We start from the raw sequence: 20,285 nt of genomic DNA on the forward strand, positions 1-20,285 counted from the left end.
AGCAGTTGCTCTACGACGACCAGATCGGCAAGGTGTCGGTGATCGGCGTCGGCATGCGCTCGCACCCGGGCGTTTCGGCGAAGTTCTTCTCCGCGCTCGCCGACGCCGGCGTGAACATCGAGATGATCTCCACGTCCGAGATCCGGATCTCGGTTGTGGTGGACGAGAACCTGGTGGATGCTGCCGTGACCGTGGCACACACCGCGTTCGACCTGGACGACGAGCACACCCAAGCTGTCGTGTACGGAGGAACTGGACGGTGACCCCTGTGAGCGCTTCCCTGGATCTGACCGATGACCGGGCGGGACTCCCCTCGTTGGCGGTGGTCGGGGCGACCGGCGCCGTCGGCACGGTGATGCTCCAACTGCTCTCCACCCGCGAGAACGTGTGGGGAGACATCCGGCTGATCGCATCCGAGCGCTCCGCAGGTAAACGGCTGAAGGTTCGCGGCGAGGAGGTCGAGGTCGTCGCGCTCAGCGCGGAGGCCTTCGAGGGCATCGACGTGGTGATGTTCGACGTGCCCGACGAGGTGTCCGCGCACTGGGCCCCGATCGCGGCGTCCAAGGGTGCCGTCGTGGTCGACAACTCCGGCGCCTTCCGGATGGACCCCGACGTGCCGCTGGTGGTGCCCGAGGTGAACGCGGAGGCCGCTCGCAACCGGCCGAAGGGGATCATCTCGAACCCCAACTGCACAACGCTGTCGATGATCGTGGCGATGGGCGCACTGCATCACCGGTACGAACTCGAGGAGCTCGTCGTCGCGTCGTACCAGGCTGCTTCGGGCGCCGGTCAGGAAGGCATCGACGCGCTGTACGACCAGCTGATGAAGGTGGCCGGCAACCGCGAGCTCGGCACCACGCCGGGCGACGTGCGCCGGGTGATCGGCAACGCGCTCGGGCCGTTCCCGGCGCCGCTGGCGATGAACGTGGTGCCGTGGGCCGGTTCGCTGAAGGAGGACGGCTGGTCCTCGGAGGAGTTGAAGGTCCGCAACGAGTCCCGCAAGATCCTCAACCTGCCGAACCTGAAGGTCTCCGCGACCTGCGTCCGCGTTCCGGTGATCACCACGCACTCGCTCTCGGTGCACGCCCGCTTCGGCCAGGAGGTCGACGTCGACGAGGCCCGCGACGTACTGCGGGACGCACCTGGCGTGCTCCTCTTCGACAACCCGGCGGAGGCGGAGTTCCCCACGCCTGCTGACGTGGTCGGCACCGACCCGACCTGGGTCGGCCGGATGCGGAAGTCCCTGGACGACCCCCAGGCCCTGGAACTCTTCGTCTGCGGCGACAACCTGCGCAAGGGCGCGGCCCTCAACACGGCCCAGATCGCCGAGGTCGTTGCCAAGGAGTTCATCCCGGCCAAGTAGGCCGGTCTACAACCAGCTCTCGCGCGCGGCGTGGAGGGCCAGTTGGAAGCGCGTGCTGGCGCCTGTGCGGTTCATCAGGCGTTCCAGGTAGCGGAAGAAGGTCCGGCGGCTGATGCCCAGCGTGCGGGCGATCGTGTCGTCGGCTGCGCCGGTCGCCAGCAAGGCCAGCAGGCGGCGTTCGATCGGCTCCAGCCGGTCGTCCTCGGTGCCCACGGATGCGTGCAGGGGAAGGGCATTGCGCCAGCACAGCTCGAACATCCCGATCAGCGCGGTCAGCAGACTGCTCGGCCGGATGATCAGCAGCGACCTGTTCACATCGGTGTCGCGCACCGACATCGACACGAACGCGATGGACCCGTCGATGATGGTCAGCTTCGCCGGTACGTCGGGCAGCACTCGCGCCTGCTCACCCGCCTCCACGCAGGGCAGGATGTTCTCGGTCAGGTAGCCCGGCACCTCGACCGATTCCGGCGAATAGACCACCCGGTACGAGACGCCGCGGCTGAGCTGCTCGATCTCGACCTGGTTCGGCCCCGCGCCCAGGTAGTACGGCGGGGAGTCGATGGTGAGGATCTCCCGCTGGGCATTGTCCTTGATCTGGTGGATCCGCTCGACGATCGCGCTCCCGGTGACCACCTCGATCAGGTGCGTGGTCGACTCGTTGTGCACGGTCCGGCGGAACTCGTCGTACGCGTTGAGCACCTCGATCCGGGCCTGTTTCAGCTCGGACTCGCGACGCAGCGTGAGGGCTTCCAGGCCGGCGTCGGGCGGCACCGGCAGGAAGCGGGAGCGGTCGGACCCGGAACGCCGGGCCAGGCCCGCCTGGACGAGTCCTCCGAGCGTGGCGTCGATCGGCGCGGCGCTGTCCGCGACTGCCTCGCCCAACTCCGTCACCGAGGACGGCCCGGTCCGAAGCAGGTGCTGGTAGACCCGGATCTCCTCGTCGTTCAGGCCGAGCACGCGAAGATGGTCGGCACGCTCCGTGTCGGTCGAGCTCATCTGTCTCCCCTCCCTCCCCGGTGCGGTCACTGTCCGCTACCGCCACTCCAGGGTAGAACGATCCGCAAGGTCTTGTCGGAACTGTCCGTATCGCGGTGAGCGCACGCAGCGAGTTTCGTTGTTATGTCAGCATTCTTGTGCCGTGTCACCATCTGGCCACCCTTTCTGCGCAGTTGTGAGCGAGAATTGAGGTCCAGCAGCCCGGCGACGGACCACCTGAGCGCCGCCGGGCTGCTGTTCCAATTCTGGCCCCACTTCGCTCATCCGTCAGCGAAGGCCGTTTCGGTTGGGTCTCTCTTCCGGCGCATCGGTGCCCTCGCACTCCAGTGCCATCACCCGCTGTGCTGGAGGGTGTACAAACTGTGCAACTCCATCGTGAGGCCGATGAAGAGGAGACCCGCCCATGCTTCCTTTCTCCAGAGTTGCTCTGTCCAGACTTCTCCGCGTTATCGGCCTGGGTGCGATGACCGCCGCCCTGGTCATCGTGCCTGTCCACTCGGCGAGTGCCGGGCCCACCTCCGCTCAAGGTGAGCCCGGCCCCCGAGTCGTCGGTGGAACCCGCGCAGCGTTAGGTGAGTTTCCGTGGATGGTGAGGCTGTCCATGGGATGTGGTGGTGCGATGTACACCACACAGCTCGTCCTGACCGCCGCGCACTGCGTGGGTTCCACCGGCAACAACACCTCGATCACCGCGACCGTCGGGGTGGTCGACCTGCAGGACACCTCGGCGACGAAGGTGAAGTCGACGTACGTCCACCGCTCGACGACGTACGGCACCAGCACCGGTGGTGACTGGGCCCTGATCAAGCTCGCGACGCCGATCACCGGGGTCGCGACGTTGCCGGTCGCCACGACGACGGCGTACGACTCAGGCACCTTCACCGTGGCCGGCTGGGGTGCGGCGAGTGAGGGTGGTGCGCAACAGCGCTACCTGCTCAAGGCGAACGTGCCATTCGTGGACGACGTCACGTGTCGCGACGCGGGCTCGTACTACAGCGACCTGATCTTCCCGGCCGAGATCTGTGCCGGACAGATGGCGACCGGCGGCGTCGATACCTGCCAGGGTGACTCCGGCGGTCCGATGTTCCGCCGCAACGCGGCCAACGCGTGGATCCAGGTCGGCATCGTCAGCCACGGTGACGGCTGTGCGAGGCCGAGCGCGCCCGGCGTCTACACCCAGGTGAGCACGTTCGCCGGCGCGATCCAGGCAGCCGCCGACAGCCTCGGCGGTGGTGGCGGTCCCGGCGCTTGCGGTCCGTTCACGAACGCGAACAACGTGAACATTCCTGATGCGGGTGCCGCGGTCACCAGTACTGCGACAGCGTCCGGCTGCACCGGGAACGCGTCGACCGCGACCCAGGTGGCGGTCGACATCAAGCACCCGTACCGCGGTGACCTGGTGATCGACCTCCTCGCGCCCGACGGATCGGCGTACCGGCTGAAGAACTCCAGCAGCGACTCCGGCGACAACGTCATCACCACGTACTCCGTGAACGCCTCCAGCGAGGTCCGCAACGGAGCCTGGCGACTCCAGGTCCGCGACATGGCGGCCCAGGACGTCGGCTACATCGACAGTTGGTCCATCACCCTCTGACGCCCTCCCCGGTCGACGTCCCCCATCGCGACCCACCGAGGCCCCGGCTGGTTCCAGCCGGGGCGTCGGCGCATTTCCCCAATACGCCGGTACGCCCGCCGGCCCGCCAGGTACGCCGGGTGTGGTGGTCCTGTGGGGAGAACCTTGGGGATCATTCGCCTGCTTTTGACGGTCTGTGGATGGGTGGGTTGACGTGAGGGAGGTTCCTCGTGCATAGGCGCGGATCGTTCGCCGACGCGCACGGTGGTATGCGGGTGCATAGGTGTGGGTGGTTCGCGTCGCCGGACTGCGTGATGGTGCTGGTCGCGGCGAGGTGAGTCAAGGGCGCCTTTGGCGTCGCCTTCGGCGATCGAACGAGTTCGACCCTTGACACACCTCACCGCGACCAGGGAAGGCCGCAGCTAGCCCGGAGCCGCTGGGAAGTACGGCCACAGTCCAGGTGATCTCCCAGGCAGGCGGCAGCCGGCGATTCCGTCGAGATCACCGCCCGGGTGGTTCGCCGGGACAAGAGTCGGGACCTTGAACAGGAAATGGGGGCCTAGGACAAGCAATACCTTGTCCGAGGTCCCCGCTACCTGTCCGAGCCCCCACCAACTCACCCGACCAGGCCCGATCGAGAGCCTGATCACCCGACCGGACCCGATCCGGACCCTGCCGAACCACCAGGCGGACCAGACGCACCACCTAGCGGAACAGCCGGCGCACGTGCCATCCGATGACGGGCTCCACGACGGATGGCGCCGTACAAGCCGGTATTGGTCGAACGAGCCGGCATCGGCCGGGGAGCCGCGTGGCCGATGTCGGGCTGTTCGATGGATGGCGCCGTACAGGCCGCTATCGGTCGAACGCCGTGGCATCGGCGGGTACCGGCTCGCGTCAGCGTCGGCCGCGACGGTAGGAACTGCGCCGGAGAGCTGCGTGGGGCGTAGTGCAGGGCTGAGGCCCCGAATCCGGACGGACTCGGGGCCTCAGGGGTTTGGTCAGCGGGAGGCTTCGACGAACTGGCGCATCAGGTCGACGGGGTTGGATTCGGGTTCGGGTTGGGCCAGGCGGGTGGTGGGGATGCGGGCCTGGGGGGTCTCTGGGGACTGGAGGCTGGAAGTGGCGGTGGTGAGGGGGAGGGTGAGGGAGGACTTCGCCGGGTCGAGGGTGACGGTGGCGCCGGTGAAGGGGACGGACGGGTTGTCCGGCTCCACGGTGAGGACCAGGCCGAGGCGGTGGCCGGCGGCGAAGACGACGTCGTCGGCGTTCAGCTCGAAGGTCAGGTCGTACCACTTGCCCGACTGCAGCGACTCCTTGCGGTTCAGCGACTTGTAGTGCCCGATGTCCGCCAACGTCCGGACCACGACGGAAGCATCGGAAGCCGCCGTGTTGATCTGCGTCTGGGGGTAGCAACCGGTGTCGAGCGTGTTGCCGCCACCCCAGCACACGTTGGTGTTGGGGACATTGGTGACGTCGCGATAGCGGGTCGCCGTACCGTAGTCGACCAGGCGCGCTTTGATGCCGGAGGCAACCTTGTTCACCTTGACCCGGACCGTCACCTTGCCCGTGCCCGACATCCGCACGGACTGCTCGAGATCGTTGCTCAGGAACACAGCACGATCAGGCTTCGCGGTGGTCGGGTCCAGTACTGCGGCATCCGTCGACTCGTTGCTGGTTCCAGTGAAGCTGACGGGGTCCGACGAAGCGGCTGCGATCGACAGCCCACCGGTCTTCGCGTTGAGCGGCTTGCTCAGGTTCAGCTTGGTGTTCTGTACGCCGGCCGCGGGCCAGCGTGGTTCGTCGACGAACGACCCGTCCTCGCGCTGGACAGTCGCCTGCGGGGTCTGCATGACGCCGTTCTGCAAGCCCTGCAGCCAGTAGTCGAACCAGGGCTGCAGCTTGTCGACCCACTCGTCACGGAAGCTGAATCCATCCAGGTGCACACCCTGGTGCAGGAAGATCTTCCGCGGCACACCGCGCTTGGCGAGCTCGTCCCACCATTCGCCGAACTGCCGGGTCTTCACGTTCTCGTCGCCAAGCCCGTGCACGACATACACGGATGCGCGGACCTTGCTGGCGTCGAGCCGGTAGTTCCGCGGATCCCAGAAGCGGCTGTAGCTGCCGGTACGGGTGTCGGAGTCCTGCTCGATCTCATCCGTCAGCTCGGCACAACGTGGAGACGCGTCGTTGCTGACGTAGTCGTGCAGGAAGCCCATGTACTCGTCGTAGTACGGCACCCCGTTGCTGCGGGTGTAGTCGTACCAGCTGGAGATCGCGGCGATCGGCACGATCGTCTCGAGTCCCTTCACGCCGGTACTGGCGACTGAGTTCGCGATCGTGCCGTTCCAGGAGACCCCGATCATGCCGGTCTTCCCGGTGGACCAGTCGGCCTTCACCTTCGCGCCGGCCGGGGTATACGCAGGCACGCGGTTGTTGAACCAGTCGATCACGGCCTTGGTCCCGAGCACCTCGAGGTCCGCGCCGACATCGCTGCAACTGGTCGAGCGGAAGGTGCCGGGCATGTCGACGAAGGCGACCGCATACCCGCGCGGTACGAAGTAGTTGTCCAGCCAGCTCCCGAAGACCTGCCGGGTGCCGTTGGCATCGAAGTACGTCTTGGAGTCGCCCGCGTAGTACGGCGAGGCCTGGATGATCACCGGTACGTCGATGCCGGCCTGGGCCGCTTCGCCGGGGCGGATGATGTCGACGGTGATCCGGTCCTTGATCCCGTTCGCGTCGCCGTCGAGGCCGGGGACCTCGACCTGGACGCGTTCGTGGATCGCGTCGTCGTAGTCGTACGCGGCAACGGTCTTGGTCCCTTGGACGAACGGTTTGCTCGGTGCGGCGGTCGGGCCGGCGCTCGCGGTCAGCGAGGCCAGCGGAACCACGACGGCGGCGGCCAGTACGGCGACACCGGTGCGGAATGCGAGTCTCGAGCGGTTTCGAGCTGGGCGCATGCGTGTCTCTCCCCTTTGGGCGGTGGGTGGAGCACCCCAGCCCTCCCTCGACAGGGCCGTTGTGGTGAACGCACCTTAAACAACAACCCCCACCCCTGTCTGCACACAGCTCACCCGACCGGTCACTTTCCGTGGAGATCAGGGGAAAAACTTCACTAAGCCAGGGTGGTGAGGAGTTCGGTGAGCGCGGCCTTCGTGGGGTGGTCGGCCGGGGTGTACGTCATCAGGGTCTGGCCGTTGTCGCCTGGTAGTTCGAGGACTTCCAGGGTCAGGGTGAGCCGGCCCGCGGCCGGGTGGTTGAGGACCTTCGGGCAGTGGGAGGCCTTGCTGACGTCCTGGGCGGTCCACCACTCGGCGAAGATGCAACTCCGGGCGGACAACTCCGCGACCAGGTCGGCCAGGTCCGGGTCGTCCGCGTAGTCGGTCGAAGCATGCCGGAGGTGGGCGACGACGTCTTTCGCGGCCCCTGCCCAGTCCTCGTAGAAGGTCCGCGCGGACGGATCCAGGAAGTACAACCGGGCGATGTTCCGTTCGGCGGGCTCCAGAGCGCCGAAGTCGGTGATCAGCGCGGCGGCCGCGGGGTTCCACGCGAGCACGTTGCTCAGCCGGTCCACCAGCACAGCCGGGGTATCGCGCAACGATTCGATCAGCGCTGTGATCGCCGGCCGGACCTCCGCAGGCGCAGGGCGCGACCTCGCCGGCGGCGAGGCCAGCGACTGCAGATGATCCCGCTCGGTGTCGCTCAGGCGCAGGGCCGTGGCGACAGCAGCCAGTACTGCGGGCGACGGGTGCGCGGCTCGTCCCTGTTCCAGGCGAACGTAGTAGTCGACACTGACATTCGCGAGCATGGCGACTTCCTCGCGCCGAAGACCGGTGACCCGTCGGTCCGGCAGCGTGGGAAGGCCGACCTCCTCGGGGCGCACCCGGGCCCGTCGCGTCTGCAGGAACTCACCAAGCTGGGGACGCACGGTCACCAAGCAAGTATCCACGACAGCTCAACGACCTGGGTGGTACTGCCAGACCCACGGTCGATGCGGATCTGGTCCACCCCGCGCGGCGGCGGAACCGTGGAGGCATGACAAACCGAGTAGCCCTGATCACCGGCGCCGCCAGCGGTATCGGCGCCGCCGTAGCAACCCGTCTCGCCGCCGACGGTGCGGCCGTTGCCCTCCTGGCGAGGCGCCCGGACCGCCTGGAGAAACTCGCCGCGCAGATCGTCGAAGCCGGCGGCACCGCGGTCGCAGTACCGGCTGATGTGACCGACGAGCTGTCCCTCGCCAAGGCCGCCAAGAGGGTCGCCGACAGCCTCGGCGACCTCGATCTGCTGGTGAACAACGCGGGCATGATGACGATCGCGCCGTTCGAGGAGTTGCCGGCCGCCGAGTGGCGCCGGTTGATCGACCTCAACGTCAACGGCGTCCTCAACGTCATCCGTACCTTCCTCCCTGCCCTACAGCGCTCAGCCGCGACCAGGACCACCGACCTGGTGAACGTCTCGTCGGTCGGCGCCGATCGCTTCATGCCGGGCATGGCCGTGTACGGCGCGTCGAAGGCAGCCCTGTCCTATCTATCCAGGGCACTCCGGATGGAGGTTGCCGGCCAGGGCATCCGGGTCACGAACCTCGAGCCAGGCATGACGGACGGAACCGAACTCGCCGACGCCTTCGCCCCGGAACTCCAGGCGATGGTCGACGACCTCCGAACCGGCCTGCCCGCGATCCAGGCCGAAGACGTCGCCGACCTGGTCTCCTACCTCGTCAGCCGCCCTCGCAACGTCAACCTCCCCAACCTCATCATCCAGCCCACCAAGGAGATTTAGGCCCCTGTTCACCTCGAGGTGCGTTGGCGGCGTTAGCGTCGCCGGCATGACTATGACGCGGCGATCTTTGCTTCGGGCCAGCGGAGTCGGGGTCGGGCTGGCGGCAGTGAGCCCGGCCCTCCCCGCGATGGCATGGCCCGCGATGGCTTCGAGCCGGCGGACTCGGGTGCTGTTGGCAACGAATGAGCCGTGGGGGACGTATCACGCGGCGCCGTTGCTGGCCGAGGCGGCGCGGCGGGGCTGGGAGCTGGTGCAGCTTGTGCCGGATCGGTCCGTGATCCTGCCGACCGATCCGGTCAAGGTCGCCACCTTGGACGACGTGCCGCCGGCTGATCTGCTGGTCGTGAATGGTGCGAGCGACTGGCCTGCCGACTGTGCCGCGGCTCTTCGACGCAAGATGCCGCTGGTTGCGAGTTCCCTCGCTTATCTTCAGCCGAAGGAGGCGCCGCGGGCGCACGAGTTCCGGTCTCGGCTCGAGTTGGTCAGCGCGGCCTCGCCGGCGGAGTCAGACGTGTTCGCGGCGTACCTGGGTTGGAAGCGCCGCGTCCGGATGGTCGGCTCTCCGCAGACCGACACCCTGCCCCGCTACCAGCCGCAGACCGATCGGGTACTGGTGCTGACCAGCGTCACTCATCCGGATCCGACCGGTGGGGCCGCGCCCGGTACGCAACTGCTGCTCGACGCTGCGGCCAAGCTGGAGGCCGCAGGCAAGCACATCGTGGTCGGTCTGCACCCGCGCGAGGACAGGAAGCTGTGGGAGCGGTACGAGATCAGCCCGGTTCCGTCCGTACAGGCGTCGGCCACGGCCGAGTGTGCGGTCGGCATCCCGGGCACGGTCTTCCCGATCGTGGCCGCGGTCGGCGTACCGCTGGTCGGCTGTGTCGATCCGGCGCTCCAGGTGCCCGACTACATCCTCGACGTCTGCTCGTCCACCATCGACAGCCCTGACGAGGCCATCGAGGCCATCGAGAGCGCCCGGCCGGCGAGCCGTGGTGATGTGTTCGCCGCCGTCGGACCGATCGGCGGTTCGGCCCGTCGCCTCTACTCCGCCTGGAACACCACAATCACCTGCAGCCTGGCTCAGGCAGCCTGAGCCAGCCTCAACCTGATCGCCGCGACGCCGATCGAGACACTCTGACCCCATCCCACGGTCAGCGTGTCGCTCTCGATCCCGTCGCCGAAGACGACCAACTCGGACTCTGCCGTGATCGTCAGGCCCGCCTGCCCCGTCACCAGTCCCTCGGTGCAGTCCGTGCCGGTCACCGGTGACGGCCAGGCTTCACGGACGAACCAGCACAGAGTGGGTTCACTCGCGCCCGGCAGCCGCAGGGTGCTCCGGCGCTCCTGCCAGGCCGAACGGCACCAACCGGTACATCCCGTACCAGTCCCGACCAGGATCCCGGACGACGACTGCCGCTCCTCGAATCCGTCCGAGGTCGTCAGCCGGTAGCGGGCCGACTGATGCGTGCGATGCCCCACGTACACCTCGTTCAAGGCGAGCAACAGCTGCCCATCATCGGTGCTAGCGGCAACCATCGTCCGCTCTTCCACCCGACGTTCCCGGAGCAGTCCGGCAACAGCAGCAGGCGAATGAGGCACCAGTACTCCGGGGTTGCGCGCCGGCTCCGGATTGACCCCAATCACCGGCTGGCCATCCAGGTACTTCGCCACGTTCGCCACCAGCCCGTCCTGCCCGACTGCGATCACCAAATCCTCCGGCCCGAACACGAACCGGTCCAGATCATTGCGCTCGGCAACTGCGCGACGCCAGTCCAGCGGAATCGCTGCCGACACCGCCGCGAGGGCCGACTGCTGATGCTGGTGCCGAGCATCCAGCTCGGCCAGATCACGCCCCCGGCTGGTCAGGAAGAAGCCGGCCTGCTGGCGGGTACCGTGCCGGGCGACCAGTTCCGTGAGCTCGGTCGCCCGGTGCACAACCACCGCCCTGGGTGGCAGGCTCATGCCTGGTTCCCAGCCGTCAGCTTGGTCAGCAGCGGCGTGAGCAGGTCCGGCGTCAGGTTCAGCGTGCCGATCTCGGGCAGCGCGCCCTGCTTGATCGCCAGCGCCAGGATCATGCCCTGGTCCAGCTCGCGGTACGCGTCCAGCAGGGCCCCCTCGGCCGCCGCCTCCGCCGCGCCCAGCGCGCGCTTCGCATCGGCTTCGGCCGCACTCAGCGCTCGCTTGCGACTCGCGGCAGCCTCGGTCTCGATCCGCCCGGCCGCGGCCGCCTCGGTTGCCCGCTGCCGCTCGTTCTGCCCGCGCTGGGTGACCAGTTGTTCTTCCCGCCGAGCAAGCTCGATCTGGTTCTGCAACTCGTTCTCCGCGATCGAACGCTCCCGCTCGACCGCCATCGCCCGCCGCTCGTACGTCGCCTTGTCCGCAGCCTGCTGAACCATTTCCCTGGTGGGAGTCTGCAGGGCACGTTCCATGTCGCTCTCAGCCCGTACTGCGACCACGCGGACGTCTTCCACGCCGATCCCGAGTCCTGTGAGTCGCTGGTCCTCACGGAGTCCGGAGCTCACCGCCAGCCGGAGTGAGGCCATGCCTTCGGACAGAGCCTGGGTCAGCGTCATCCGTGCCAGCAGGTCCAGCGCCGTCTGCTGCGCGAGCTCGGTCAGCAGGCCGCCGAGTTGCTCGAGCGGAGTGGCCCGCCACAACCCGGTGTCCGGGTCGATCCCGAAGTCGAGCCTGGTCGACGCCAGCGCCGGGTCGGTCACCCGGTAGGTGACGGTCGCCTGCACGACCACGTCCTGGAAGTCGACCGTCCGTCCGTGGAACAGCAGCGGCTGCTCGCGGTCGTCGATCGGAACCTCGCTCAGCGACGAATTCAGCGCCCGGAACCAGAACGCCTGCCCGGCGCCGTCGTGGACCAGCTTGCCGTTGCGCAGGTGCCGGACGTGCGTGGTCGGGTTGGCCCGCAGGTGGCTGATGAAACGGAACCGGGTGATGTCGGCCATCGGTCTTCTCCTCGAATTGTCGTCACCTTGACGATAAGGCGCGGAATCGCTTTTCGTCAAGGTGACGATTAGAGTGCCGTGCCATGGACTTCGTGCCGCTCGGCCTGGCTGCCGACCTGGTGATCCTGACCGTGCGCGACGGCTCCCTGGAGGTGCTGTTGATCCGCCGCGGCATCGCCCCCTTCAAGGGCCGCTGGGCGCTGCCCGGCGGATTCGTCCGTCCCGAGGAGGATCTGGAGGACGCGGCCCGCCGTGAACTCGGCGAAGAGACCGGCCTGGTGTCGGACCGGATCCACCTCGAACAGGTCGCGACGTACGGGGAACCGGGGCGTGACCCGCGCGGCCGGGTGGTCAGCGTCGCCTACCTGGCCCTGGTGCCGGATCTGCCTTCACCGGTCGCCGGGACGGATGCCGCGTCGGCCTCCTGGGTCAAAGTCAGCGAGGTGGATGCCGGCAGGCTCGCGTTCGACCATCACCGGATTCTCTCGGACGGCGTCGAACGGGCCCGGGCCAAGCTCGAGTACTCACCCCTGGCCGCGGCGTTCTGCGCCGACGAGTTCACCATCTCCGAGCTGCGCGGAATCTACGAAGCGGTCTGGGGCGTCCCGCTCGACCCCCGCAACTTCCACCGCAAGGCGACCAAGACCCCCGGCTTCGTCACCCCCTTGGGCGCCACCACCACCCGCGACGGCGGCCGCCCGGCCCAACTCTTCACCCGCGGCCCCGCCACCACTCTCCACCCACCGCTTACGCGGGGCGGGTGAGCGTGTAGAGCTTCTCGGCCGGGATGAGGTCCGTGTGCGTGCCCGGGGATCCGCAGGCCCAGGCGCCGGCGACCGAACCCGCCGTCGCCGCGTCCTGCCAGCTCGCGCCGTCCAGCCACCTCGCGAGGAAGCCGGAGACGTAGGCGTCGCCGGCGCCGTTGGTGTCCACCACCGGACGATCTGGAATCTCCACGGCCGGTACCGCGACCGGATCCTGGTCGCGCACCATCAAGTGGCTGCCCTCGGAGCCGGCCATCGCGATCACCGCGCTCGCCCGGCCCCGCTTGAAGATCCGCCCGGCGACATCCTCCACCGGCTCGGTCAGGGCACTGGTGGAGAGGAAGACCAGATCCGCTGCTTGAGCGAAGTCCCAGTGGAACTCGTTGTCACCGTCCCAGTCGTGCAGGTCGGTCGACACCGTGCAGCGTGCCGCGGTCGTGTCCTCCAGCGCCTGCCGCGCGAAGTCCACGATCGACACATGCACATGACGAGCCAGTTCGACGCCCGGTCGCCAAAGGTCCGCGGTCACCACCATGCCCTCGGGGTGGCGTGCGTCGTACAGCGAGACCCGACTGCCGTCCGGTGAGACGAGGTTGACCGAGCGGCGGGTGCCGCTGGGGTGGATCCCGTACGTCAGCGGCACCCCGAGCTTCGCGTAGGCCTGCCGGATCCGCTTGCCCTCCGGGTCGTCGCCGATCACGTCGGCCAAGGCGGTTTGGAGGCCGAGACTGTGGCATCCGAGAGCGACTCCATGCCCGGTGTGACCGAGATATGACTCCACGGGGTCGACGTGAATCGTCTCCACCGCGGGCAACGGCAACTCCGGCACGCGGACGATCGTGTCGATCCCCACCCCACCGATCACGAACACGTCCAGCGTTAAGTCCTCACTCATACAAGCATCTCTATCACCGCGGTCAACCGCGGTCATGAGCTCATTTCCTGATCGGGGCGCCCGTCTTGTCCTGGAGTTCGTCGAAGGTGACGCCGTCGGCGAGTTCCACCAGCTTCAGCCCGTCCTCGGTCACGTCCAGGACGGCCAGGTCGGTGATGATCCGGTTGACCACGCCGCGGCCGGTGTAGGGGAGGTCGCACTCCTGCAGGATCTTGTGCGAGCCGTCCTTGGCTACGTGCTCCATCAGCACGATCACCTGCTTGGCGCCGTGCACCAGGTCCATCGCGCCGCCCATGCCCTTGACCATCTTGCCCGGGATCATCCAGTTGGACAGGTCACCGGTGGCCGACACCTGCATCGCACCGAGGATGGCCGCGTCGATGGCGCCGCCACGGATCATCCCGAAGGACAGCGACGAGTCGAAGAAGGATGCTCCCGGTAACGTCGTGACGGTCTCCTTGCCGGCGTTGATCAGGTCCGGGTCCTCTTCGCCCTCGACCGGATACGGCCCGACGCCGAGAATGCCGTTCTCACTCTGCAGTACGACGGTGACGCCGTCCGGGATGTAGTTCGGTACCAGCGTGGGCAGCCCGATCCCGAGGTTCACGTACGAGCCGTCCGCCAGCTCCGCGGCGGCACGGGCTGCCATCTGCTCACGGGTGAGTGGCATCTCAGACCTCCAGCTTCGCGCGTACGGTGCGCTTCTCGATGCGCTTCTCAATGTCCTTGCCGACAGCAACGACTCGCTGGACGTAGACGCCGGGCAGGTGGATCTGATCCGGGTCCAGCTCACCAGGCTGGACCAGTTCCTCGACCTGGGCGATGGTGATCCGCCCGGCCATCGCGGCCAGCGGATTGAAGTTCCGCGCACTCCGGTCGAACACCAGGTTCCCGTGGGTGTCGCCCTTCAGCGCGTGCACCAGCCCGAAGTCCGTGGTGATCGACTCCTCCAGCACGTACGTCGTACCGCCGATCTCCCGGGTCTCCTTCGGCTCCGAGGCCTTCGCCACCGAACCGTCGGCGTTGTACTTCTGCGGCAGCCCGCCCTCGGCCACCTGGGTCCCGACGCCGGCGAGGGTGAAGAAGGCGGCGATCCCGCACCCGCCGGCCCGGAGCTTCTCGGCCAGCGTGCCCTGCGGGGTCAGCTCGACCTCCAGCTCACCGGACAGGAACTGCCGGGCGAACTCCTTGTTCTCCCCGACGTACGACGAGGTCATCTTGGCGATCCGCTTGTCCGCGAGCAGGATGCCGAGTCCCCAGTCGTCCACGCCGCAGTTGTTCGAGACGACGCTGAGGTCGCTCACGCCCTTGTCGTGGATCGCGCTGATCAGCTGCATCGGGTTGCCGCACAGCCCGAAGCCGCCGACCGCGAGGCTCGCGCCGTCGCCGATGTCGTCGACCGCTGCCTGCGGCGACTCGTACGTCTTGTCCATCAGGCTGCTCCGTGGGTGTGGGCATCGGGTCAGCCCGACTCTAACCAGCCCCCGGAAATCCGGCGAGAGCCGCCACCTGTGTCCACCACCACAACTGGTACTACGCGTCCGCCACAGCTCGTACTACGGTGCCGCCGGCCGCTGCGGTCCCGGAATCGAGGCGGACTCGATCGCCGCGAGCTCGTGTTGAGCCTCTTCCCTCGCCTCCGGAAGGTCCCCGGGACAACCGGTCAACGCGGCCTCGGCGTACTTCCTCGCCGTCGGCAGATCACCGGAGTACCGGGCGATCCGTGCGAGGCCGATTCGCGCGGCAGCGGCCGTCTCAAGGAGCCGCACGCGTTCCGCGACGAGCAGTGCGCTGCCGTAGTCGTTCCGTGCTGCCTCCAGATCGCCCTGGCGCCGGTAGAGGTCGGCACGGCGGCACAGCAGCAGCGCGGCGTCCTCGGCCAGCTCTAGCTCGCTGGCAAGGGTCAGTGCCTCGCTGACCAGCTCCAGTGGCATGTCGGAGACGTCTGCCATCGCGGTGAGGACCAGGAACGTCCCCCACTGGTCGCCTAGCATCCGGAACCGGGCCAGCGCTGTCTCCAGGGCCGCCGACTCCTGACGCGCGTCGCCGCCCGACAACCCCGGATACCCCCTGCACAGCTGGACCGCTGCCCGGGTCCAGGCGTCCCCGGCGCCCTCATTCCGCGCGAGGACCTCCTCCACCACCTCGACGGTCTCGAACGGCCCGAACAAGGCTGCCCAGAGCAGCACGGTCATGGGGTAGTGGAAGTGGTCCAGTTCAAGTGCAACCCGCTGCGCCAGCTCCAGCTGCTTCTGATCAGAAGTCCCAGGCGCGAGAAGCACCGCCAGCAGATACTCCTCCTCGAGCCCCGCCGGTACTGCCGGACCCAGCGCGTCCAGCACGCGACCGGCTGCCCGCGCTGCCTCGCCGGCCAGCCCTCGCGACAACCAGTTGGTCGACAACTCCGCCACGAGCCTCAAGGCCGTGCGCGGATCGTTGCCGCAGGCCCGCTCAAGTTCTCGGTACGACAGATCCTCGTCGTACGCCCCCGCCCAGAATTCCACGTACCTGATTGTCACCCTGGCCTGGTAACGGCCGCGGGCGGGGGGTCAGAACTCGAGGATGCCCCAGTGCTGCGGCTGGTGCATGTCGATGGCGTGCTGGGGGGACCAGACCCAGAAGTCCTGCTGGGATCCCTTGCGGTACTGGCCGTCCACGACCTGGTGGTCCCACTCGACCCGCATCAGGTTCATCCGCCACTCGTCGCCCGGGCTCGGCGGAGTCACGCCCTGGTTGTACTGCGCCAGCTCGGCCCAGGGCAGTGCGACCTCCACCGACCAGCCGGAGTCAGTGTCACCCGCGTCGTTCACGGTCCCGTCCACGTGGACTGCGGTGCGCAGGCCCGGCAGGTTCGTCGGATCCACCGCCAGCCCGCCGTCGGAGTACGGCTTGGTCAGGGTGAGTTCCCAGATCGTGCCGAGCGGGTTGATCTCGAACTCGTAATAGTTCAGCCGGTCGCCGTCGGGGTCGAGGAACAGTTCGAAGTTGTTCTCCTCGAAGAGCTTGGTGTTGGGCTCGGTCATGCTCGTCCAGACATGCGGTTCCTCGAGTTCGCCGCCGAGGTAGAGGTACTCGTCGTCGTACAGGAGCTTGGCGCGGGTGCGGAACCTGGGCGCCGCGTGGTCGCCGCCACGGATGTCGACGAAGTCGCTGGTCCAGGGGGCGTCGGCCCAGGCCGGGTGCGTCAGGGTGCCGTCGATCGGCGGGGGTGTGGTGACGCGGTGGCACTTGTAGCGGGGCAGTTCAGGCATCGGCTCGCTCCAGCCTTCCGGCGATCAGATGGGCGACCAGGAAGGTGATCGCCGTCAGTGCGGGTACCACCAGCAGGGTCCAGGTCGAGAACAGGTCGTCCGACAGGAAGCCGACCACGATCAGCAGCATGAACGTCACACCGAGGAACGCGACCAGCTTCGGGTGCGGCATCGCCAGCCGGCCGAGCGCGAGTGCCCCCAGCACGATGCTGACCACCACGGTCAGAACCAGCAACGGAAGCCCCAGCGCACCGCAGTTCGGCGTATCCCGGACCCGGTCACAACCCCGCTCACTCAACCAGACCAGCGCGACCACCACGAACCCGCACAGCAGTCCCACCACCCCGAGGATCAGCAGCGGAGGCAGCGGCGGCGCGTCGAAACGCTCCTCCTCGTCGTCGTCGCTCATGGCCGCAGGCTATCGAGAATGTCCGGGACAGGTCGGCCCCGGACCGCTTACCGTGACCCGGGACCCGACGAAAGGACCTCAACGTGACGAAGTTCGATCCGGTCTGGCGGTCGCTCGAGCGGCAGGTCGCCGACGGCCGGATGCCAGGCCTGGTGGCAGGGATCCGGCATCGGGGAGAGATCGAGTACTTCGCCATCGGGTCGCTCGCGTTCGACACCGACGAGCCCGTGCGCCCCGACACGCGGTTCCGGATCGCGTCGCTGAGCAAGCCCGTGGGCGCTGCCGTCGTGCTGTCGATGGTCGCCGACGGGGTGCTCGGCCTGGACGACCCGGTGGCGAGGTGGCTGCCCGAGTTCGCGGAGCCGCGCGTGCTGGTCTCCCCAGCGGCACCGCTGGACCAGACAGTGCCGGCGGACCGGCCGATCACGGTTCGCCATTTGCTGACGATGACGTTCGGGATGGGTGCGAGCTCCGCGGAGTACCCGGTGACGAAGGCGCTCCGGGCGCTCGGGAACGGGATGCCGCTGGGGTTCTCGGGGGACGAGTTCATGGCCCAGCTGGCCGCGATTCCGCTGGCCTACCAGCCGGGGACGCAGTGGATGTACCACATGGGGTTCGACGTGCTTTCCGTGCTGATCGGCCGGGTCGCCGGTACGCCGGTGCACGCAGTACTGAAGGAACGCATCACGGATCCACTCGGGCTGCGGTCGACGAGTTTTCAGGCGGATGGCGCGACTTTGCCCACGGCGTACCTGCCGACGCTGGAAGTGCCCGAGGAGTACGACCAGGGCTTCGCGGAGCCACCGCAGTTCGAGAGCTTCAGCGGCGGGCTGGTGTCGACCGCCGAGGACTACCTGACCTTCCTCGGCGCGTTGGCGGACGATCAGGTGATTCCGCGGGAGCTTCGTGAGCAGATGACCTCGGACCAGTTGACCCCCGAGCAGCGAGCCGGGTCGGACCTGGCCGGCCCGGAGCTGTCCTGGGGCTTCGGCGTGGCGGTGAACACCGCTGTCACCCACCCGTGGACGGCAGTGGGACGCTACGGGTGGTCTGGCGCTTCGGGGACCAGTGGGTGCACCGATCCGTCCCGGGATCTGACCGGGGTGGTGTTCACCCAGCGGATCACTACCGGCACGAACGAGGAGTTCGCCTACTTCTGGGGACCACTCGCCGAGGTGGTCGGGAATGACTGAAGGCGGCGGCTCAATGAGCCACCGCCTTCATCTGTCGGGCTGACAGGATTTGAACCTGCGACCTCGTCGTCCCGAACGACGCGCGCTACCAAGCTGCGCCACAGCCCGAAGTCGGCGTTAGCTTACATGGGCGTCCGGCCGGGACGAAATCGGGTTTACCCGGGGCACCAGCGTGAGCAGCGTCGCCTCCGGACGGCAGGCGAACCGGACCGGCGCGTACGGCGAGGTGCCGAGTCCGGCGGACACGTGGAGGTCCGCCTGGCGTCCTTCGTGGCCCCATGTCGACAGGCCTTTCACCCGGGACGTATCCAGATCGCAGTTCGTCACGAGGGCCCCGTAGAGCGGTACGGCGAGCTGGCCGCCGTGGGTGTGACCGGCCAGGATCAACGGGTAGCCGTCGTCGACGAAGGCGTTCAGCACCCGCTGGTACGGCGCATGGGTGACTCCGATGGACAGGTCTGCCGCAGGGTCCACCTCGCCCGCGACCTCGTCGTACCGGTCTCGTTTGATGTGGGGGTCGTCGGTGCCGGTGATGTCGAGGCGCTGGCCGTTGACCTTGAGCGTGGCCTTCGCGTTGTTGAGGTCGTTCCAGCCGACGTCGGTGAACGCCTTGCGCAGTTCCTCGAACGGCAGGTCCGGGCCGTGTGGCTTGTGCCTCTGCTTCTGCGCGGGGAGCAGGTAGTTCGCCGGGTTCTTGAAATGCGGCTTCCAGTAGTCGTTCGAGCCGAAGACGAAGACGCCGGGCAGGTCGAGCAGGTCGCCGTGCGCGCGGAGCAGCGGGCGCACCGAGTCAGGGTGGGACAGGTTGTCGCCGGTGTTCACCACCAGGTCGGGCTCGAGCCGGGCCAGTTCGCTGACCCAGCGGATCTTCTTCTCCTGGTTCGGCATCAGGTGCAGGTCCGAAAGGTGCAGCACCTTGAGCGGATCCGCGCCTTGCGGCAGCACCGGCACGGTGATCCGGCGCAGGGTGAACCAGCGCACCTCGATGCCCGCGGCGTACGCGACACAGGCGGCACCCGCGGCGGCGACGACCGCGGCGGTCTTCAAAGTTGTGGCGGCAAGCCCCCGGGAACTCATTTCACCAGCCTGCCACAATCGTGGTCATGTCCAACTCCACGATGAAGCAGCGCCTGCACGACGACATGACCGCGGCCCTCAAGGCTCGCGACGAGATCCGCAAGTCGACCCTGCGGATGGCGCTGACGGCCGTGACGAAGGCGGAGGTGGCCGGCAAGGAGGCCCGCGAGCTCTCCGACGCGGAGATCCTCGACGTACTGACCTCCGAGGCGAAGAAGCGCCGCGAGTCCGTCACGGCGTACCGCGAGGCCGGCCGCGAGGAACTGGCGAACAAGGAGCAGGCCGAAGCAGACATCCTGGCCGAATACCTGCCGGAACAACTGACCGCCGAAGAGATCGCCGCCCTGGTCACGGAGGCCATCGAAGCCACCGGCGCCGCCGAACTCGGCCCCCGAGGCATCGGCAAGGTCATGGGTGCCCTCCAACCCAAAGTCAAAGGCAAAGCAGACGGCGGCGCAGTCTCCTCCGAAGTAAAACGCCAACTAAGCGCCTAACCCGCCGGCCCAGCCCCTGCTGGTGCCGACAGGCACCTGTCGTCTGGTCAGCGGCCGCCGCAGTTGGGGTACTTCGGGTTCCAGGGTGGGCAGTTCGGGATGTTTGGTGGGTTTGGTGGGGTGCCGGGTTTGCCGGTGGCTGGTGGGGCCGGCGGCGTGGGGGGTGTCGGCGGTTTGCCCTTGCTGCCGTTGGAGATGTAGATGGTGATCATCGAACCCTCCGGGGCTCCGTCCTGGCGCCTCGGGCTGGTCCAGGCGACGGTGCCGGCAGCTTCCTCGGAGTCGACCATGCCCTGCGCGACCTGGGCGCCGAAACCGGCCTGCTGGATCTTGCCGGTGGCGTCCGCCGGGCTCAACCCGGTGACGAACGGGATGTCCTTCACGTCGCCGCGGCGGGTCTTGTCGTCGGGCGCTATGAAGTGCGTCTCGGCCGTGCCCTTGAGTGCGTTCCGCATCGCAGTCTCCCAGAGCGGACCCGCGGTACCAGAGCCGGATGCATCGCTCATCTTCTTGCCGTCGTGCGTCTGGCCG

General features: G+C 67.8%; 21 protein-coding genes and 1 tRNA gene. 8 read left to right on the top strand and 14 right to left on the bottom strand.

Annotated features, from left to right (window positions below):
- On the top strand, window positions 1-263 hold a 263-nt coding region (locus VFG33_RS20450; protein WP_325054513.1), incomplete at its 5' end, for an ACT domain-containing protein.
- A 5-nt stretch (window positions 264-268) separates the two neighbouring features.
- Complete coding sequence (locus VFG33_RS20455; RefSeq protein ID WP_325054514.1) at window positions 269-1,363, top strand: aspartate-semialdehyde dehydrogenase; 1,095 nt, start codon at window positions 269-271, stop codon at window positions 1,361-1,363.
- A 6-nt stretch (window positions 1,364-1,369) separates the two neighbouring features.
- Here the strand turns inward: VFG33_RS20455 and VFG33_RS20460 are convergent, their stop codons facing one another.
- Window positions 1,370-2,362 (bottom strand): helix-turn-helix domain-containing protein, encoded by a 993-nt coding sequence (locus VFG33_RS20460; RefSeq protein ID WP_325054515.1) that lies wholly within the window; start codon window positions 2,360-2,362, stop codon window positions 1,370-1,372.
- A gap of 463 nt (window positions 2,363-2,825) precedes the next feature.
- On the opposite strand from VFG33_RS20460, the gene VFG33_RS20465 reads away from it, so the two are divergent.
- Window positions 2,826-3,956 (top strand): trypsin-like serine protease, encoded by a 1,131-nt coding sequence (locus tag VFG33_RS20465; RefSeq protein ID WP_325054533.1) that lies wholly within the window; start codon window positions 2,826-2,828, stop codon window positions 3,954-3,956.
- A 980-nt stretch (window positions 3,957-4,936) separates the two neighbouring features.
- On the opposite strand, the gene VFG33_RS20470 is transcribed toward VFG33_RS20465, so the two are convergent.
- Both VFG33_RS20470 and VFG33_RS20475 read right to left on the bottom strand, forming a co-directional pair.
- Entirely contained in the window at window positions 4,937-6,895 is a 1,959-nt protein-coding gene (locus VFG33_RS20470; protein ID WP_325054516.1) for a CocE/NonD family hydrolase, read from the bottom strand.
- 155 nt (window positions 6,896-7,050) lie between these two features.
- Entirely contained in the window at window positions 7,051-7,869 is an 819-nt protein-coding gene (locus VFG33_RS20475) for a helix-turn-helix transcriptional regulator (RefSeq protein WP_325054517.1), read from the bottom strand.
- Window positions 7,870-7,970: 101 nt separating this feature from the next.
- On the opposite strand from VFG33_RS20475, the gene VFG33_RS20480 reads away from it, so the two are divergent.
- Together VFG33_RS20480 and VFG33_RS20485 are read left to right on the top strand one after the other, a co-directional pair.
- On the top strand, window positions 7,971-8,714 hold the full coding sequence (locus VFG33_RS20480; protein WP_325054518.1) for an SDR family oxidoreductase: 744 nt from the start codon (window positions 7,971-7,973) through the stop codon (window positions 8,712-8,714).
- 46 nt (window positions 8,715-8,760) lie between these two features.
- A complete protein-coding gene (locus tag VFG33_RS20485) occupies window positions 8,761-9,807 on the top strand; it encodes a hypothetical protein (RefSeq protein ID WP_325054519.1) in 1,047 nt (348 codons plus the stop codon).
- On the opposite strand, the gene VFG33_RS20490 is transcribed toward VFG33_RS20485, so the two are convergent.
- A complete protein-coding gene (locus VFG33_RS20490) occupies window positions 9,795-10,676 on the bottom strand; it encodes an NAD(+)/NADH kinase (RefSeq protein WP_325054520.1) in 882 nt (293 codons plus the stop codon). The genes VFG33_RS20485 and VFG33_RS20490 overlap by 13 nt on opposite strands.
- Window positions 10,673-11,671: an SPFH domain-containing protein gene (locus VFG33_RS20495; protein WP_325054521.1), complete on the bottom strand. Its 999-nt coding sequence runs from the start codon at window positions 11,669-11,671 to the stop codon at window positions 10,673-10,675. The genes VFG33_RS20490 and VFG33_RS20495 overlap by 4 nt, the downstream gene beginning before the upstream one ends.
- A gap of 83 nt (window positions 11,672-11,754) precedes the next feature.
- Between VFG33_RS20495 and VFG33_RS20500 the strand changes: the two genes are divergently transcribed.
- A complete protein-coding gene (locus tag VFG33_RS20500) occupies window positions 11,755-12,435 on the top strand; it encodes an NUDIX hydrolase (protein ID WP_325054522.1) in 681 nt (226 codons plus the stop codon).
- Here VFG33_RS20500 and VFG33_RS20505 read toward each other — a convergent pair.
- The 6 genes from VFG33_RS20505 to VFG33_RS20530 form a co-directional block, all read right to left on the bottom strand.
- Entirely contained in the window at window positions 12,419-13,330 is a 912-nt protein-coding gene (locus VFG33_RS20505) for a carbohydrate kinase family protein (protein WP_325054523.1), read from the bottom strand. The two genes, VFG33_RS20500 and VFG33_RS20505, sit on opposite strands and share 17 nt — an antisense overlap.
- Before the next feature lie 40 nt (window positions 13,331-13,370).
- On the bottom strand, window positions 13,371-14,000 hold the full coding sequence (locus VFG33_RS20510; RefSeq protein ID WP_325054524.1) for a 3-oxoacid CoA-transferase subunit B: 630 nt from the start codon (window positions 13,998-14,000) through the stop codon (window positions 13,371-13,373).
- Window position 14,001: 1 nt separating this feature from the next.
- Complete coding sequence (locus VFG33_RS20515) at window positions 14,002-14,763, bottom strand: CoA transferase subunit A (protein ID WP_325054525.1); 762 nt, start codon at window positions 14,761-14,763, stop codon at window positions 14,002-14,004.
- 123 nt (window positions 14,764-14,886) lie between these two features.
- Window positions 14,887-15,834: a tetratricopeptide repeat protein gene (locus VFG33_RS20520; protein ID WP_325054526.1), complete on the bottom strand. Its 948-nt coding sequence runs from the start codon at window positions 15,832-15,834 to the stop codon at window positions 14,887-14,889.
- Window positions 15,835-15,879: 45 nt separating this feature from the next.
- Window positions 15,880-16,581, bottom strand: a complete 702-nt coding sequence (locus tag VFG33_RS20525; RefSeq protein WP_325054527.1) for a carbohydrate-binding family 9-like protein — start codon at window positions 16,579-16,581, stop codon at window positions 15,880-15,882.
- Entirely contained in the window at window positions 16,574-16,990 is a 417-nt protein-coding gene (locus tag VFG33_RS20530) for a hypothetical protein (RefSeq protein WP_325054528.1), read from the bottom strand. The genes VFG33_RS20525 and VFG33_RS20530 overlap by 8 nt, the downstream gene beginning before the upstream one ends.
- A gap of 83 nt (window positions 16,991-17,073) precedes the next feature.
- Between VFG33_RS20530 and VFG33_RS20535 the strand changes: the two genes are divergently transcribed.
- Window positions 17,074-18,183, top strand: coding sequence for a serine hydrolase domain-containing protein (locus VFG33_RS20535; protein WP_325054529.1), 1,110 nt, complete (start codon window positions 17,074-17,076; stop codon window positions 18,181-18,183).
- A gap of 34 nt (window positions 18,184-18,217) precedes the next feature.
- Here VFG33_RS20535 and VFG33_RS20540 read toward each other — a convergent pair.
- A tRNA-Pro gene (locus VFG33_RS20540) sits at window positions 18,218-18,291 on the bottom strand.
- A 9-nt stretch (window positions 18,292-18,300) separates the two neighbouring features.
- A complete protein-coding gene (locus VFG33_RS20545; RefSeq protein ID WP_325054530.1) occupies window positions 18,301-19,260 on the bottom strand; it encodes a metallophosphoesterase in 960 nt (319 codons plus the stop codon).
- 26 nt (window positions 19,261-19,286) lie between these two features.
- Here VFG33_RS20545 and VFG33_RS20550 point away from each other — a divergent pair, with 26 nt between their 5' ends.
- Window positions 19,287-19,754, top strand: a complete 468-nt coding sequence (locus tag VFG33_RS20550; protein WP_325054531.1) for a GatB/YqeY domain-containing protein — start codon at window positions 19,287-19,289, stop codon at window positions 19,752-19,754.
- 47 nt (window positions 19,755-19,801) lie between these two features.
- Here VFG33_RS20550 and VFG33_RS20555 read toward each other — a convergent pair.
- The coding region (locus tag VFG33_RS20555) for a PASTA domain-containing protein (protein ID WP_325054532.1) at window positions 19,802-20,285 on the bottom strand (484 nt) is incomplete at its 5' end.

The organism is Kribbella sp., assembly GCF_035687465.1.
GTDB lineage: Bacteria > Actinomycetota > Actinomycetes > Propionibacteriales > Kribbellaceae > Kribbella.

Bases quoted from the DNA above. Each gene is read 5' to 3' on its own strand.
- VFG33_RS20550 (WP_325054531.1), top strand. From the start codon at position 19,287: ATGTCCAACTCCACGATGAAGCAGCGCCTGCACGACGACATGACCGCG.
- VFG33_RS20545 (WP_325054530.1), bottom strand. From the start codon at position 19,260: ATGAGTTCCCGGGGGCTTGCCGCCACAACTTTGAAGACCGCCGCGGTC.
- VFG33_RS20510 (WP_325054524.1), bottom strand. From the start codon at position 14,000: ATGCCACTCACCCGTGAGCAGATGGCAGCCCGTGCCGCCGCGGAGCTG.
- VFG33_RS20500 (WP_325054522.1), top strand. From the start codon at position 11,755: ATGGACTTCGTGCCGCTCGGCCTGGCTGCCGACCTGGTGATCCTGACC.
- VFG33_RS20495 (WP_325054521.1), bottom strand. From the start codon at position 11,671: ATGGCCGACATCACCCGGTTCCGTTTCATCAGCCACCTGCGGGCCAAC.
- VFG33_RS20485 (WP_325054519.1), top strand. From the start codon at position 8,761: ATGACTATGACGCGGCGATCTTTGCTTCGGGCCAGCGGAGTCGGGGTC.
- VFG33_RS20525 (WP_325054527.1), bottom strand. From the start codon at position 16,581: ATGCCTGAACTGCCCCGCTACAAGTGCCACCGCGTCACCACACCCCCG.
- VFG33_RS20470 (WP_325054516.1), bottom strand. From the start codon at position 6,895: ATGCGCCCAGCTCGAAACCGCTCGAGACTCGCATTCCGCACCGGTGTC.
- VFG33_RS20530 (WP_325054528.1), bottom strand. From the start codon at position 16,990: ATGAGCGACGACGACGAGGAGGAGCGTTTCGACGCGCCGCCGCTGCCT.
- VFG33_RS20505 (WP_325054523.1), bottom strand. From the start codon at position 13,330: ATGAGTGAGGACTTAACGCTGGACGTGTTCGTGATCGGTGGGGTGGGG.
- VFG33_RS20480 (WP_325054518.1), top strand. From the start codon at position 7,971: ATGACAAACCGAGTAGCCCTGATCACCGGCGCCGCCAGCGGTATCGGC.
- VFG33_RS20465 (WP_325054533.1), top strand. From the start codon at position 2,826: ATGACCGCCGCCCTGGTCATCGTGCCTGTCCACTCGGCGAGTGCCGGG.
- VFG33_RS20490 (WP_325054520.1), bottom strand. From the start codon at position 10,676: ATGAGCCTGCCACCCAGGGCGGTGGTTGTGCACCGGGCGACCGAGCTC.
- VFG33_RS20515 (WP_325054525.1), bottom strand. From the start codon at position 14,763: ATGGACAAGACGTACGAGTCGCCGCAGGCAGCGGTCGACGACATCGGC.
- VFG33_RS20460 (WP_325054515.1), bottom strand. From the start codon at position 2,362: ATGAGCTCGACCGACACGGAGCGTGCCGACCATCTTCGCGTGCTCGGC.